Raw genomic sequence first — 13830 nt, 5'->3', positions numbered from 1 at the left:
TCAGCGGGTGAGCCCCTGGAGCCCCAGCAGCAGTTCCGGGACGTCGGTGGCGCCGATCGCCCCGGCCGCGTCGAGGACGGGCCGCCAGTCCGGGTCCGAGCAGATCAGCACGGGGCCGTCGGCGGGCGAGTCCGGGAGGCGGCCGTGCGAACCGCGGACCCAGGTCGGATCCAGCGGCACCACGTTCATGGTGTGGCGCAGGCCGAGCTTCTTGCGGGCCAGGCCGACCGCGGCCCGGGCCCTGGCCCACGGGTCCGCCGGGTCGAAGAACAGCTCGGCGGGGTCGTAGCCGGGCTTGCGGTGGATCTCGACGGACCGCGCGAAGTCGGGGGCCCGCGCGTCGTCCAGCCAGTAGTAGTAGGTGAACCAGGAGTCGGGGGCCGCGACCGCCACCAGCTCCCCGGAGCGCGGGTGGTCGAGGCCGTGGCGGGCCTGGTCCGCGCGGTCCAGCACCTCGGCCACGCCGGGGAGCCGGAGCAGCTGGTCGCGCACCTTGGGCAGGTCCGCCTCGTCGGGGACGTAGACGTGGGCGATCTGGTGGTCGGCGACGGCGAAGGCCCGCGAGGCCCAGGGGTCCAGGTACTCCATCCCGGCCTGGGTGTACACCTCCAGCAGGCCCTCCCGGCGCAGTTCGCGGTTGATGTCCACCGGGCGGCGGACCGGGGTGATGCCGTACTCGCTGAGCGCGACCACGCTCGCGCCGGCCCCCTCCGCCTGCTCCAGCAGCGGCGCCAGCTCGGCGTCCACCTCCCGGGCCGCCGCCACGGCCTGCGGGGAGTCGGGCCCGAAGCGCTGCAGGTCGTAGTCCAGGTGCGGGACGTAGACCAGCAGCAGGTCGGGCCGCTCGGTGCGCAGGATCCGGCGGGCCGCCGAGACGATCCAGCGGCTGGAGGCGATCCCGGCGGTCGGGCCCCAGTACTGGAAGAGCGGGAAGGGCCCCAGCTCGGCGGTGAGTTCGTCGCGCAGCCCGGCCGGCCGGGTGTAGCAGTCGGGCGACTTGCGGCCGTCGGCGTGGTAGACCGGGCGCGGGGTGACCAGCAGGTCGGTGGCGGCGCCCATGGCGTACCACCAGCAGACGTTGGCGACCCGGTAGCCGGGGTGCCGGGCGCGCGCGGTCTCCCACACCTTCGGCGTCCGGACCAGCCGGTTGTGCTGGCGCCAGAGGTGGATCTCGCCGAGGTCCCGGAAGTACCAGCCGTTGCCGACGATCCCGTGCTCGGCGGGCAGCCGGCCGGTGAGCAGCGTGGACTGCACGCTGCAGGTGACGGCGGGCAGCACCGTGCGCAGCGGGGCGGACCCGCCGCGCCCGGCGAGCCGGGTGAGGTTCGGCATGTACGGCAGCAGGCGCGGGGTCAGGCCGACCACGTCCAGCAGGACCACGGGTTTCAACCGTCCACCCTTTCGCTGATCAGTTCGCGTTCGGCCCACAGGAGTTCGGCGGCCGTGCCGGCGGGGACGTCGACCGGGGCCCCGGCCGGCCGGCCGGGCAGCACCGGCCAGGTGTACGTCTCGACCTCGACCACCGTCCGTTCCCGGACGGCCGCCACCGCCCGGCGGAGCACGTCGGTGGTGGCGCTCAGCGGCGCGGGCGGCGGGGCGTGCAGCGGCACGTGGAAGTGCACCCGCCAGGGGCCGCGGCCGGGCAGCCGGTCCAGTGCCTCCGGCAGGTCGTCGGCGGTGAGCACCCGGCCGGAGCGGTCCGACTCCCGCACCTGGTGGAGGTAGCGGGGTTCGGCGTAGTCGGCGAGCAGCCGGCGGGCCGCCGGGTCCCCCGGGTCGTCCACGTGCAGGGCGGCCGACGCCTGGATCCTGACCACCCGCACGCCGGCCCGTTCGGCGTCGGCCACCGTCCGCTCCGGGTCGGCGAAGGAGACCGCCAGGTGGCAGGTGTCGAGGCAGAGGCCGACGAAGTCGAGGTCCGCCCGGGTGGCGAGCCAGCGCACGGCGTCCGCGACGTCGTCCAGCACGCAGCCGGGTTCCGGCTCGACGGCGAGCCGGATCGGCCGGCCGGCCCGGTCCGAGACGGCGCGGAACGCCGCCGCGGTGCGCCGCAGCGCCTCCTCGGCGGTCCGGTCCGCGGCGGGGGACCACGGCCGGCGCCAGGCCAGCGGCAGGGTGGAGACGCTGCCGCCGTCGGCGTCCTCGGGCAGCAGGCCGGCCAGCACGGTCGCGCAGTCGGCGGTGTAGCGGGCCCGGGCGGGTTCGGTCCAGTCCGGCCGGTACACCGCGTGCTTGACCACCCGCCGGTGGAAGCCGCCGTACGGGAAGGCGTTCATGGCGAGCACCGACAGGCTCCGGGCGTCCAGTTCCGAGCGCAGCCGGCGGAGCAGGGCGGGGTCGGCGGCGAGTTCGGCCGCGGCGTCGGCGGCCAGCCACAGTCCGAGCCCGAGCCGGTCGAAGCCGGTCCGCTCGCGGATCGGGCCGGCGCAGGTGTCGAGCTGGCGGAGGATCCCCGGCAGGTCCTCGGCCGGATGGACGTTGGTGGAGTAGCAGAGCCGGTTCACGAGCCGCCCCGGAGCACCGAGTTGCCCGCGAAGGAGGCGGTGCCGGTGTCGGCCCGGAGCTCCTCGTCGAGGATCAGCCGCCCGCTCCGGCCGTAGAACTCGACCGGGTTGCGCCACAGCACGGTGTCCACGTCCGCCGCGGTGAAGCCGGCCGTCAGCATCGCCCGGCCCACCAGGTGGGTCTTGAGCGGGTCCGAATTACCCCAGTCCGCGGCGGAGTTGACGAGGATCCGGGCGGTGCCGTACTCCTTCAGCACGGCGACCATCCGCTGCTCGTCCATCTTGGTGTCCGGGTAGATGGAGAAGCCCATCCAGCAGCCGGAGTCGGCGACGGTGGCCACGGTGACCTCGTTGAGGTGGTCCACCAGGACGGCGCCCGGGTCGATGCCGGACTCCCGGACCACGTCCAGGGTGCGGCGGGTGCCGGCGTGCTTGTCCCGGTGCGGGGTGTGGACCAGGGCCGGCAGGCCGTGGTCGACGGCCAGTTCCAGCTGGCGGGCGAACGCCTCGTCCTCGGCCCTGGTCATCGAGTCGTAGCCGATCTCGCCGACCGCGACCACGCCGTCCTTGCCGAGGTAGCGGGGCAGGACGTCCAGCACCCCGACGCAGCGCGGGTCGTTGGCCTCCTTGGGGTTCAGGGCGATCGCGCAGTTGTGGTTGATCCCGAACCGGGACGCCCGGAACCGCTCCCAGCCGAGCAGGCCGTCGAAGTAGTCGGTGAAGGAGCCCGGGTTGGTGCGGGGCTGGCCGAGCCAGAAGGCCGGCTCGACGACGGCGCGGACCCCGGCCGCCCGCATCGCCCGGTAGTCGTCGGTGGTGCGCGAGCTCATGTGGACGTGCGGGTCGAAGATCCTCATGACCGGGCCTCCTCCGGGCGCGGGGGCACGAGTGCCAGCAGGACGGTCATGCCGAGCAGCGCCCGCAGGTCGGGGTCGATCTCCCGGCCGGCCGCCCGCCGTTCCTCGGCCAGGTCGCGGGCCATCCGCAGCAGTTCGGAGTCGGTGCGGGCGACCAGCTCCGCCACGGCCGTCAGCGGAACCCCGGTGAACAGGCACTTCAGCACGCCGTGGCGCCACTGGTCCTGGGGCAGGTGCCGGGCCGCGAAGGGGCCCATCGCCGCCGCGACCAGCCGCGGGTCGTTGGTGCGCAGGCCGTCGGCGACCAGCTCCAGGCCGAGCCGTCGCACGCTGTCCGGCAGTTCCGGCAGCGCGCGCAGCACCCCGCGCCGCTCGGCGTCGTCGCCGTGCCGGTAGAGCTTCTCGACCTCGGCCGCCAGGACCGCCCCGGGCAGGGCCCCGGCCAGCGCCGCGAGCAGCCGGCCCCGGGCCAGGTCGTCGACCGTGCCGTGCACCAGCCCCTGCGGGTCGGCGTCCGGCCGGACCGGGTCGCGGCCGACCATCCGGCCGGCCAGCGGGAACTCCTGGTGGACGGTGCCGGGCCACTCGCGGACCCGGCGCTCGGCGCGGGTCGGCCAGTCGTCCTCCGGGTCCGCCGGCGGCACCGGCCAGCTCCCGCCGTAGACGCTGGTTTCGAGCCAGCGGTGGTGCTCTGGGTTGGTCATGACTGGCGGTCTCCGATCGTGGACGACGCCGGTGCACCCGTGTGCGCCGGCGGAACGGAAACGGTCTCCTGGGCCCGGCGTATCGCCGCCAGGGCCGTCCGTGCGGTCTGCGGCGCGGCATGGCTGTGCCGGGGCAGTTCGACCGCCGCGACGCCGGTGTAGCCGATCCCGTCGAGGGCGGCCAGCGTCGCGGCGAGGTCGAGCCGCCCCTGTCCGAACTCCAGGTGCTCGTGGACGCCCGGGAGCATGTCGTCCAGTTGGACGTTGACCAGCAGCCCGGCCGCCTGCCGGACGCACCGCGCGGCGTCCACCGGCTCCACGGCCACGCAGTGCCCGACGTCGAGGGTGATGCCGAGGGCCTCGGGCTCGCCGAGTTCGCGGCGCAGGTCGAGCGCCTGGTCGAGGTGCTGGACGACCATGCCGGGCTCGGGCTCCAGGCCGAGCCGTACGGCCCGGCGCCCCGCCTCGGCCAGGACCGGGGCGAGGTGCTCGACCAGCCGTGCGCGGTTGGTCCGGCGGTCCGCCCCGGGCTCGCTCACCCCGGACCAGAAGGACACGCAGTCGGCGCCGAGCGACTCGGCGATCCGGACGGCGCGCAGCAGGAAGTCGATCCTCGGCCGGGCGTCCTCGGACACCAGCGTGGGGTGGTGCTTGCGGTAGGGGTCCAGCAGGTAGCGCGCGCCGGTCTCGACCACGCAGCGCAGCTTCGACGAGGAGAGCAGCGCCGCGAGCCGGTCGGTCTCGCGGGCCAGGTCCGGGCCGAACGGGTCGAGGTGGTGGTGGTCGAGGGTGAGGGCGACCGACGTGTAGCCCAGGTCGGCGATGACCCGGATCGCGTCGTCCAGCCGGTGGTTGGCGAACCCGTTGGTGCCGTACCCGATGGCGATCGCGCTCACGTCGGGCTCCTGCGGGCGGACAGCCGGCGGGCCAGCGGCAGGGCGGCCAGCACCAGGGCGGCGGCCGGCAGCGAACCCCGCCGTGCGGCCAGTGCGGCCTGCAGCGGCAGCATGCCGTGGATCCCGGCCACCGTCGCGGTCCGGACCGCGACGGCGGTGCGGTCGGCCTCCGCCGTGCGGTCCGGCGCCGCTGTGCGGTCCGGCGCCGCCGCGGTGGGGCGGCCCGGGGCGGTGGCGAGCTGGGCGGTGCCGGTGGTGGCCGCGTACCCCAGCGCGCAGAGCGCCGCGGCCGTGCGGTGCCGGGCCGAGGCGGCCCGGCCGGCGTCGGTCAGCAGGGTGGTGGCCACGGTGGCGGCCAGCGCCAGCCGGGTGTCGGCCGGGCGGCCGCCGTGGACCTCGCCGCGGGACAGCGCGGTGACGCCCAGGGTGTGGGTGGCCAGCGCCAGCGCCGGGACGCCGGCCGCCCGCCAGTGCCCGGATCCGGCGCCGAGCAGGACGTCCAGGCCGCGGCAGGCCGCCATGCCCAGCGGAGCGGCCGGGGTCGGCTTCAGCACCGTGTCGTAGGCCCACACCGTCGCGGTGAGCGGGACGGCGATCCGCAGCGCGTCGGCGCCGCCGGCGAGGCCGGCCAGGGCCAGCCCGGTGGCGCCGAGCCCGGCGGCCGCCGCGAGCGCGGTCCCGGGCGCGATCCGGCCGGAGGGGATGGGGCGCTCGGGGCGCTCCAGCGCGTCGACGTCGCGGTCCGCCCAGTCGTTCAACGCCATCCCCGACCAGTACAGGGCGACGGAGGCGAGCGGCAGGGCCAGCCGTCGGCCGCGCAGCGGCCGGCCGGCCGCCACCGCGCCGGCCACGGTGTCCCCGAGGACGGTGAGCGCGGCCGGTGCCCGGACCAGGTCGAGCCACGGGCGCAGGGCGACCCTCATCGGGCCACCGCGATCCGCCGCGTCCAGGACACCAGGTCCTGTTCCTGCCGGGCGAGCCGGTGCTCGTCGCTGCCGAGCGGGTCCTTGAAGAAGAAGGCCAGCGCGCCGAGCGGCCCGGAGATCCCGGCCGCGTGCGCACCGGCGACCAGCCGGGCGAGGTCGAGGACCAGCGGCGCGGCCAGCGTCGAGTCGTAGCCGTCCCAGGTCAGTTGGAGGCTCATCGGGGTGCCGAGGAAGCCCTCGAAGGAGACGTGGTCCCAGGCGACCTTGCGCTCGCCGAGGTCGGGCACGTGGTCGATGTGCAGCGGCGCGGTGACGTCCCCGCCGAGCAGCGCGGCCAGACCGCGGGCCTTGGACTCCAGCTTGCCCCGCGCCCGTCCGGCCACGCCCAGGTTGGCGCCGTCCCCGCCGCCGAGCAGGTTGGTCCCCGACCAGGACCGCACCCGCAGCCCGCGGGCCGTGAACATCGGCGCCAGCGCGCTGCGCAGCAGGGTCTCGCCGGTCTTGCCGTCGCAGCCCGCGTACGGCAGGCCGTGCCGGTCGGCCAGCTCGGTGACCGCCGGGATGCGCAGGCCGGGCGACGGGGTGAAGTCGACGTAGGGGCAGCCGGCCGAGAACGCGGCGTACGCGGAGAGGGCGGCCGGGCCGAGCACCCGCTGGCCCGGCCGGGCGAGGGCGTCGTCGAGGGCGGCCAGGTCGGCGTGCTCGGGCCGGGGCGGGAGCGGGGGCTCGGTGGAGGAGACGTTGACGACCACGACCCGCTCCAGGCCGTGGGAGCGCCGGAAGTCCGCGAGGTCGGCGGCGAGCCGGGCCGCCGCCTCGGCCTGGGTGGCCGGGGTGTCGTCGGCCGGGTCGTGGCCGCGGCGGATCTCCCGGTCGGCGGCCGCGAGTTCCCCGGCGACCGCCGACGGGAGCCAGGCGGGCAGCACCCCCGCGGCGGCGAGCTCCTCCGCCCGCTTGCCCAGCGGGGTGGGGACGACGTCGTGGCCGCCGGTGACCAGCTCGGACCAGCCGGGGAAGACGCCCGGGTCGAGGTCGAGCCGTTCGCTGACGCTGCCGGTCGCCGGGGCGAGCCCGGCCCGCAACGCGGCGAGCCCGCAGACCGCGGTGGTGGCCACCGACCCCCGGCCGCCGATCAGCCATAGTCCGGTCCTGCCTGCCATGGTTCAACTCCCTTTCGGTGAGGCGGAGGTGACTGGTCCTACGACTGGTCCCAGCCCGCCCAGCGCCAGAGCCGGCCGGTGCCCGGGCGGGACTCGACGCCGTGGTCGGTCATCTCGAACTCGCCGAAGTCCAGGATCAGCAGCGCGTCGTCGCCCGGGGCGAAGCCGACGTCGATCGGCCGGTGCAGCTCGGGACCGGACGGCAGCCCCCGGGTGGACCAGTCGGAGGGGTCGACCAGCAGCAGGTCGCGCCCCAGCTGGGGGCCGCCCGGCGGCAGGGTCATCGGCGCCTCGTCCCCGAACAGGGTGACCACCAGCCGTCCGGCCAGCGGCGAACTCGGCGGCGCCACGGCGAACTTGGTAGCCGCGACGTGCGACTCGAAGTCGAGCACCGGCCGCTCGGGCGGCGGGAGCTCGTCGTGGTTGGCGAGCAGGAAGGTCGGCTGCGGGCCGCGGGTGGGCTTGAACGCCGGGTCCGTCACCGGGATGCCGCCGATGAAGTCCGGCCACCCGTACCAGGCTCCCTCGCGCACCTCGAACAGCAGGTCGGGGGCGTTGCCGATCGGGCGGCTGCCGCGGTCGTCCGCGCCCTGGTCGACCGCCAGCAGCCGGCCGTCGGGCAGGAAGCCCAGGCCGAAGGCGTTGCGCATCCCCCAGGCCACCAGCTCCAGGTTGCCGCCGTCGAGGTCGCAGCGCAGCACGGCCGCGCTGCACGGCAGTCCGGCCGGTATCCGCTGCCCGGCCCGTGTCGGGGTGCCGAAGGGGACGAACGCGCCGGTGGTGGTCCGCGCCCCGGCCCGGCCGGCCAGCGGGTCGTCCGTGGTCACGTTGACACCGGTGAGCTCGATGTCCAGGCCGGGGACGTCGTACGAGTGCGGAAGCCGTCCCAGCCAGCCGAGTTCGTAGGCGTCCAGACCGATGATCCCCAGGTTGGACATCGCGCCCTGGGCGAAGTACAGCTTCCCGTCCGGGCCGGCCACGGCCATGTCGACGTGGTAGTTGCCGGGCCCCGGCAGGCCGTCGACGATGACGGTCCGCCGCCCGTCCGGGCCGAGCCGGGTGATCCGGCCGGCCCCGCCCTCCGAGACGTAGAGGTCGCCCTCGTGCCAGAGCAGTCCGGTCACCGGGGCGGCCAGGCCGTCGGCGAGGAGTGTGCGTGACGAGGTGCCGGTCCCCGGCTCCAGACGCCAGATCCGGCCCCCGGGGGCGGCGCCCCCGAAGGGCAGTCCGGACTCGGCCAGGTACGTCCGGCCCTCGTCGTCGAATGCCAGGCTGGTCGGGAAGTCGAGCCCATCGGCCAGTACGGTGAGTGATTGCACCATGGCTCCTCCACGGTCGTGCCCACAGAAGATCCGCCGCCCCGGTACGGTCGGCGACGGACGATGTGTAGCAGCGTCCACGAAGCATGGTCAAGAACCGCCCGAGCGCCCGCCGAGGGCCGTGCGGTGATCGGCACGGCTGGGGAATGCGCAGGTCAGGCGGTGTGTGAAGGCCATGGAGGGCGGCTCGGAGCGGGGCCGTGGGGTCTGCTGGGCACCGCACGACGCGAGAAGGCCCGGGCGCTGCCGCCCGTCGGTGACGGGCCGTCCGCGGGTGCCGTCCACGCGTGGGCCGGAGCCCGGACCGCCGCTCTCCAGTCACTCCCGGTAGTTCCCGGCGGGCTCCCTTCCCGGCTGTCGGCCGAGGCCGACGGTCGCCGGGGAGGGCGTCCACTCCGTCCCCGGCGACCGTGACCGTTGTCGAGGCAGGGGGCCTCGACCGCGCCGGGGTCCAGGCCCGGCACTTGGTAGACGGAGCCGGTGGCCGCGGATCGACATCCGACGGGAGATTTCTCGGGAGAACCTCGGGCCGTAGCTCTGGGCGCGGGCCGGAACGCACGCACGACGGCCACCGGCGCGGCGTGGGTCGCCGGGCCGGTGGCCGTCGGTGGTCGGGCTCGGTGGAGCGGTGTGCGGAACGGGGTCAGAGCGAACGGAGGATCAGAGCGAGTAGGCGATCAGCTCGAACGACGGGTTGGTCGTGAACGCCGGGGCGCCCGCACCGACCAGGAGCAGGTTGCCGCTCACCGCCGGGAAGGAGATGATGCCGGCCGGTGTCCTGGCCGTCCACAGGGTCGCTCCGGTGGCGGTGTCGAACCCGTAGACCTGGCCGTCGAAGGTGGAGGTGAACACCACGTCGTTGGCCACGGTGGCGGCGCCCAGCGCCATCTGCGGCAGGTCCCGCTGCCAGAGCACCTTGCCGGTCGCCACGTCGGCGGCGGTGAGGCCTCCCCGGCCGACGGTGTAGTCGGGCAGCGCCAGCCCGCCGGTGGCGTCGAGCTTGGCGGGGTTGTCGACCCAGGGCACGAAGAGCCGCCCGCGGGAGAGCGCCATCGGCGTCTCCACCCCGCCGATGATGCCCGGCAGGACGGTGGTCGGGGTGTTCGGCAGCGGGCCCTCGTCGTTCAGGTGGGCGCCGACCGGCAGGGTCCACAGCGGCGTGCCGTCGTCGGCCCGGTAGGCGAAGACCTTGCCCATCTTGCCCGCCGTCACCACGATCTCGGTGGGCACGCCGCGGACCTTGACCTTGGTCACGATCGGGGGTTCCTGGAGGTCGTAGTCGCGCAGGTCGTGCGGCGCGGTCGCCTGGTACCAGAGCAGCTTGCCGGTCCTGGCGTCCAGGGCCAGCAGGCAGTTGGTGTAGAGGTTGGGGCCCGGCCGGCTGCTGCCGTTGGGGTACTCGGGGGTGCCGGGCAGCGGGGCGGGGTTGGCGATGGAGAGGAAGAGCCGTCCGTGCTCGTCCAGGGCCGGCGCGAACCACGTCCCGCCGCCGCTGTTGATCTCCGGGTGGCCCCAGAGGTCGCCGTCCTTGACCGTGTTGAAGCTCCACCGCGGGTTCCCGGTGGCGGTGTCCAGCGCGTAGATGGTCCCCATCGCCCCCGGCACGTAGCGGCCGAAGGTGTTGGGGACGGTGCTGACCACGACGGTGTCCTCGTACACCTGGGGGGCGACGTCGATGCCGCCCGCACCGGAGGCGATCAGCTCCCGCTCCCAGAGCGTCCGGCCGGTCCTCGGGTCGAGGGCGAACACGCCGGTGAAGGTGGTGCCGTAGAGCACCCCGCGCGCGTAGGCCACGCCGTTCGGCCCGACCGAGGGGCTGTTGAACACGCGCTTCCAGCGGACCTTCCCGGTCTCCTTGTCCACCGCGTAGACGTCGGAGTTGAGGGTGATCAGGTAGACCGTGTCGCCCACCACGACCGGGTTGGAGGCCATGATGCCGGCGAAGGTGGGGTCCCCCTCCAGCGGCAGCCGCCACTTGACCTTGAGGTCCTTGACGTTGTGCGAGTTGATCGGGGTCCGGGTGACGTTGCGGGTGTTGGTCAGATCGCCGTTGGACAGCGCCCAGTCCCGTGGGTTGACCCGGCGGTCGTGGCCGTCCGCGGCGGACTCCGGCCCCGCGGCCGCCAGGTCCGGGGCGGCCATGCCGGGAACGATCGCCAGCGCGGCGGCCGCCAGTGCCGTGGCCGCCAGCCAGCCGGGCCGGCGGCGACCGCGCCGCCCGGCGCCGCGGCTCTTCAGGATGAAGGACAACTCAACTCCTTTTCCGCCCAGGGTCGTTGCCGACCTCGGGCCTGGTCGAAGGGGACCGGATCAGGGTGACCCGGAACGGCGCTCAGCGCACCCGGCGCGCGAACGTCCGGACGTCGCCGACGAACAGCCCGGGCTCCTCCAGCGCCGCGAAGTGCCCGCCGCGCTCGAACTCGGACCAGTGGGCAAGGGTCGGGAGGATCCGCTCGGCCCACCGGCGGATCGGCCGGACGGCGTCCTCCGGGAAGACGGCCACCCCGACCGGCGCGGCGAGCTGCCACGGGCCGGCCCAGGTGCCGACGAACTCGGAGTCCAGCCGGTTGGACTCGTAGTAGAGCTGGGCGCTGGAGCCCGCGGAGGCGGTGAACCAGTAGATCGCGGCGTTGGTCAGCAGCCGGTCGCGGGCCACGGCGTCCTCCGGAGCCGTGTCGGCGGCCGTCCACTCCTTGAACTTCTCGACGATCCAGGCGAGTTGGCCGACCGGCGAGTCGGTCAGAGCGTAGCTGATCGTCTGCGGGCGGGTGGACTGGATCTTCCGCCAGCCGGCCCCGTCCTGCTCGAAGTGCGCGGCGAACTCCAGCCGGGCCCGGTCCGCCTCGTCCAGGTCCGCGAACTCGGCCGGGTCCTGCGGCGGGAAGGTGGCGAGCATGTTGAGGTGGACGCCCGCGACGTGCGCCGGATCGGCCAGGCCGAGCCGGAGCGAGATCGGCATGCCCCAGTCGCCGCCCTGGACGAGGTACCGGTCGTAGTCGAGCCGGCGCATCAGCTCGGCCCAGGCCCGGCCGACCCGGGCGGTGTCCCAGCCCGTCTCCCGGGGGCGGCCGGAGAAGCCGTAGCCGGGCAGCGAGGGGATGACCAGGTGGAACGCGTCGGCGGGGTCGCCGCCGTGGGCCCGCGGATCGGTCAACGGGCCGATCACGTCGAGGAACTCCGCCACCGAGCCGGGCCAGCCGTGGGTGATGATCAACGGCATGGCGTCCGGCTCCGGCGAGCGCACGTGCAGGAAGTGGATGTCCACGCCGTCGATCTCGGTCAGGAACTGCGGGAACGCGTTGAGCTGCTCCTCGGCCTTGCGCCAGTCGAAGCCGGTGCGCCAGTACTCGGCCAGGTCCTTCAGGTAGCCCAGCGGCACACCGCGCTGCCAGCCCACGCCCGGCAGTTCACCCGGCCAGCGGGTCGCCGCGAGCCGGCGGTCCAGGTCGTCGAGGGCTTCCTGCGGGACGTCGATACGGAAGGGGCGCATGTCAAAGTCCTCTCGGTGGGACGGTCGGGTCTCCGGGGCGGGCAGCCGCGGCGGGCGGCGGCGGGCCGGCGGCGGGCCGGGTCTCAGGCGGCGATCGGGGTGTTCTGGTACGAGGCGATCCGCCAGTCGCCGCCCTGGCGGGCCAGCACCCAGGTCGCCCGGATCGCGCGCTCGGCCGTCACCTCGGTGTCCCCGGGGGCCAGCACGCCGCCCCGGGTGACCACCACGGCCACGTCCTCGGCCAGCGGGCGGACCGACACCGGCTCGCCGGTGACCCGGGTGCCCTTGAACGGGCCGGCGAAGGCCTGGGTCATGAAGGCGCGGATCGCCTGACGGCCGGTCAGGAACACGTCGCCGGGCAGGATCAGGGTGGCGTCCTCGGTGAAGACCTCGGCGAAGCCGTCGGCGTCGTGCTGGGCCCAGGCGGCGACGATGCGCTCCGGGACGGCGCGCAGCGCGGCGGCGTCGGGGGTGTGGGACGGGGGAGTGGCGGACATGGCTCTCTCCTTCTCCTGGTCGCGGCCGCGATCACGGCGGCCGGGTGACGGCCAGCCTCACAGCAGCCCGCGGAGGGCGACAACTCCCCGATTGCGATGCTCGGTTGACCGGGCACCCGGCCAGGCCGCGCTCCGGGTGCGCCGCAATCCGGGAGATGCGGGCACCCCGCCCGGCTGCCAGCCTCGACAGGGCCGATCAACGACCGCGGCCCCCGGACGGCCCACCGTTCCGAGCGGGCCGCCCACTCCGGAGGAGTCCAGATGACAGCCAAGGAATCCCCGTCCAGGGAAGAACTGGTGAGCCGTGCCGCCGAGTTGGTGCCGCTGCTGCAGAAGAACGCGCTGTGGCACGAGGAGCACCGCCGGCTGTCCGACGAGACGCTGGCCGCGCTCCGGGACTCCGGGCTGCTGCGGATGCGGGTTCCGGTCCGCTACGGCGGCTACGAGTCCGACATGCGCACCGCGGTGGACGTGATCGCCGAGCTGGCCCGCGGCGACGGCTCCACGGCCTGGGTCGCGGCGGTCTACGCGATCAGCTCCTGGATGGCCGGCCTGTTCCCGGACGAGGTACAGGACGAGGTCTTCGCTGACCCGGACGTCCGGGTGAGCGGCATCCTCAGCCCGACCGCGGTCGCCGTGCCGGTCGAGGGCGGCGTGCTGCTGAACGGCAAGTGGACCTTCAACTCCGGTGCGCTGCACAGCGCCTGGAACACCAACGCGGCCGTGCTGATGACCCCGGAAGGCCCGCAGCCGATCATGGTGGCGGTCCCGCTCGCGGAGCTGGAGATCGTCGACGACTGGCACACCACCGGCCTGCGCGGCTCCGGCAGCGTCACCACCGTCGCCACCGACCTGTTCGTCCCCGAGCCGCGGGTGCTGCCGATGGTCCCGGTGCTCCAGGGCCGGCACCGCTCCCTGGCGAACGCCGAGGCGCCCATCTACCGCGCCCCGTTCATGCCCACCGCCTGCGCCACGGTCGCCGCGCCCGCCCTCGGGCTGGCCAAGGCCGCCCGGGAGGCGTTCTTCGAGCGGCTCCCCGGCCGGAAGATCAGCTACACCGAGTACGCCAACCAGGCCGAGGCCCCGGTGACCCACATCCAGGTGGCCGACGCCATCACCAGGATCGACGAGGTGGAGTTCCACGCCCACCGCGCCGCCACCCTGCTCGACACCAAGGGCCCCACCGGCGAGGAGTGGACCCTGGAGGAGCGGGCCCGGATCCGGCTCGACCTCGGCGCGGTCTGCGCGCGCACCAAGGAAGCGGTGGACATCCTCAACACCGCCAGCGGCGGCTCCTCGATCTACACCACGGTGCCGATCCAGCGCATCGAGCGGGACGTCCAGACCCTCAACCTGCACGGCATCCTGCACCCCAACACCAACCTCGAACTGTACGGGCGGGTCGCCTGCGGCCTCGGGCCCAACACCCTCTACCTGTAGCCGATGCTCCGCGGTACAGGGCCGCCCGCCGGCGGCC

12 protein-coding genes are annotated in these 13830 nt (G+C 74.8%); 1 reads left to right on the top strand and 11 read right to left on the bottom strand.

The window, feature by feature from the left end; genetic code table 11:
• From ACZ5GH_RS03630 to ACZ5GH_RS03580, 11 genes are all read right to left on the bottom strand, one after another.
• On the bottom strand, positions 1–1389 hold the full coding sequence (locus tag ACZ5GH_RS03630) for an alkaline phosphatase family protein (protein ID WP_464333409.1): 1389 nt from the start codon (positions 1387–1389) through the stop codon (positions 1–3).
• The gene (gene eboE, locus ACZ5GH_RS03625) at positions 1386–2504 is read right to left on the bottom strand and encodes a metabolite traffic protein EboE (protein WP_387747396.1); all 1119 of its coding nucleotides are present in this window, start codon (positions 2502–2504) and stop codon (positions 1386–1388) included. The genes ACZ5GH_RS03630 and eboE overlap by 4 nt, the downstream gene beginning before the upstream one ends.
• A complete protein-coding gene (locus ACZ5GH_RS03620) occupies positions 2501–3361 on the bottom strand; it encodes a TatD family hydrolase (RefSeq protein WP_387747398.1) in 861 nt (286 codons plus the stop codon). The genes eboE and ACZ5GH_RS03620 overlap by 4 nt, the downstream gene beginning before the upstream one ends.
• Positions 3358–4065 carry an EboA domain-containing protein gene (locus tag ACZ5GH_RS03615; RefSeq protein WP_464333408.1) on the bottom strand — a complete coding sequence of 236 codons (708 nt, stop codon included), beginning with the start codon at positions 4063–4065 and terminating at the stop codon, positions 3358–3360. The genes ACZ5GH_RS03620 and ACZ5GH_RS03615 overlap by 4 nt, the downstream gene beginning before the upstream one ends.
• Positions 4062–4961, bottom strand: a complete 900-nt coding sequence (locus tag ACZ5GH_RS03610; protein ID WP_464333407.1) for a sugar phosphate isomerase/epimerase family protein — start codon at positions 4959–4961, stop codon at positions 4062–4064. The genes ACZ5GH_RS03615 and ACZ5GH_RS03610 overlap by 4 nt, the downstream gene beginning before the upstream one ends.
• On the bottom strand, positions 4958–5884 hold the full coding sequence (locus ACZ5GH_RS03605; RefSeq protein WP_464333406.1) for an SCO3242 family prenyltransferase: 927 nt from the start codon (positions 5882–5884) through the stop codon (positions 4958–4960). The genes ACZ5GH_RS03610 and ACZ5GH_RS03605 overlap by 4 nt, the downstream gene beginning before the upstream one ends.
• The gene (locus ACZ5GH_RS03600) at positions 5881–7047 is read right to left on the bottom strand and encodes an inositol-3-phosphate synthase (protein WP_464333405.1); all 1167 of its coding nucleotides are present in this window, start codon (positions 7045–7047) and stop codon (positions 5881–5883) included. Before ACZ5GH_RS03600 ends, ACZ5GH_RS03605 begins: the two co-directional genes overlap by 4 nt.
• A gap of 38 nt (positions 7048–7085) precedes the next feature.
• Entirely contained in the window at positions 7086–8369 is a 1284-nt protein-coding gene (locus ACZ5GH_RS03595) for a PQQ-dependent sugar dehydrogenase (RefSeq protein ID WP_464333404.1), read from the bottom strand.
• A 657-nt stretch (positions 8370–9026) separates the two neighbouring features.
• Positions 9027–10616, bottom strand: coding sequence for an outer membrane protein assembly factor BamB family protein (locus tag ACZ5GH_RS03590; RefSeq protein WP_464333403.1), 1590 nt, complete (start codon positions 10614–10616; stop codon positions 9027–9029).
• An 82-nt stretch (positions 10617–10698) separates the two neighbouring features.
• A complete protein-coding gene (locus ACZ5GH_RS03585; RefSeq protein WP_387747412.1) occupies positions 10699–11856 on the bottom strand; it encodes an epoxide hydrolase family protein in 1158 nt (385 codons plus the stop codon).
• An 83-nt stretch (positions 11857–11939) separates the two neighbouring features.
• Positions 11940–12353: an SgcJ/EcaC family oxidoreductase gene (locus ACZ5GH_RS03580; protein ID WP_387747414.1), complete on the bottom strand. Its 414-nt coding sequence runs from the start codon at positions 12351–12353 to the stop codon at positions 11940–11942.
• 261 nt (positions 12354–12614) lie between these two features.
• On the opposite strand from ACZ5GH_RS03580, the gene ACZ5GH_RS03575 reads away from it, so the two are divergent.
• Complete coding sequence (locus ACZ5GH_RS03575) at positions 12615–13793, top strand: acyl-CoA dehydrogenase family protein (protein ID WP_387747416.1); 1179 nt, start codon at positions 12615–12617, stop codon at positions 13791–13793.
• Positions 13794–13830: the final 37 nt, after the last annotated feature.

The sequence above is a fragment of the Kitasatospora sp. Xyl93 genome, from assembly GCF_055383135.1.
The sequence above is the reverse complement of the archived record's forward strand: the minus strand, read 5'-3'. Positions and strand labels throughout refer to the sequence as shown.

Excerpts from the sequence above, each read along its gene's own strand:
- ACZ5GH_RS03580 (WP_387747414.1), bottom strand. The coding sequence starts at position 12,353 with ATGTCCGCCACTCCCCCGTCCCACACCCCCGACGCCGCCGCGCTGCGC.
- ACZ5GH_RS03595 (WP_464333404.1), bottom strand. The coding sequence starts at position 8,369 with ATGGTGCAATCACTCACCGTACTGGCCGATGGGCTCGACTTCCCGACC.
- ACZ5GH_RS03605 (WP_464333406.1), bottom strand. The coding sequence starts at position 5,884 with ATGAGGGTCGCCCTGCGCCCGTGGCTCGACCTGGTCCGGGCACCGGCC.
- ACZ5GH_RS03585 (WP_387747412.1), bottom strand. The coding sequence starts at position 11,856 with ATGCGCCCCTTCCGTATCGACGTCCCGCAGGAAGCCCTCGACGACCTG.
- ACZ5GH_RS03620 (WP_387747398.1), bottom strand. The coding sequence starts at position 3,361 with ATGAGGATCTTCGACCCGCACGTCCACATGAGCTCGCGCACCACCGAC.
- ACZ5GH_RS03600 (WP_464333405.1), bottom strand. The coding sequence starts at position 7,047 with ATGGCAGGCAGGACCGGACTATGGCTGATCGGCGGCCGGGGGTCGGTG.
- ACZ5GH_RS03615 (WP_464333408.1), bottom strand. The coding sequence starts at position 4,065 with ATGACCAACCCAGAGCACCACCGCTGGCTCGAAACCAGCGTCTACGGC.
- ACZ5GH_RS03575 (WP_387747416.1), top strand. The coding sequence starts at position 12,615 with ATGACAGCCAAGGAATCCCCGTCCAGGGAAGAACTGGTGAGCCGTGCC.